Annotated in this window: 1 protein-coding gene; it reads left to right on the forward strand. The window is 59.7% G+C overall.

The window, feature by feature from the left end; translation table 11 throughout:
• Positions 1 to 290: methylmalonyl-CoA mutase family protein (locus ACLI50_RS22545; protein ID WP_411414673.1), on the forward strand; the 290-nt coding region annotated here is incomplete at both ends.

The following is a 290-nucleotide window of genomic DNA, read 5'->3' on the forward strand; positions in this document are numbered from 1 at the left end:
CGGTGCTGCCGATCCTCGCGCTGTTCGTCGCCGCCGCCGAGGAACAGGGCGTACCGCCGGAGAAACTGTCGGGCACCATTCAGAACGACATTCTGAAAGAGTTCATGGTGCGCAACACCTACATCTATCCGCCGGCACCATCGATGCGGATCATCTCCGACATCTTCGCCTATACCTCGCAGCGGATGCCGAAATACAATTCGATTTCGATCTCCGGCTACCACATGCAGGAGGCCGGCGCGACGCAGGACCTCGAGCTCGCCTATACGCTAGCCGACGGCGTCGAATAT

The organism is Chryseobacterium cupriresistens (assembly GCF_046614675.1).
In the GTDB taxonomy this organism is placed as follows: Bacteria; Bacteroidota; Bacteroidia; order Flavobacteriales; family Weeksellaceae; genus Chryseobacterium; species Chryseobacterium cupriresistens.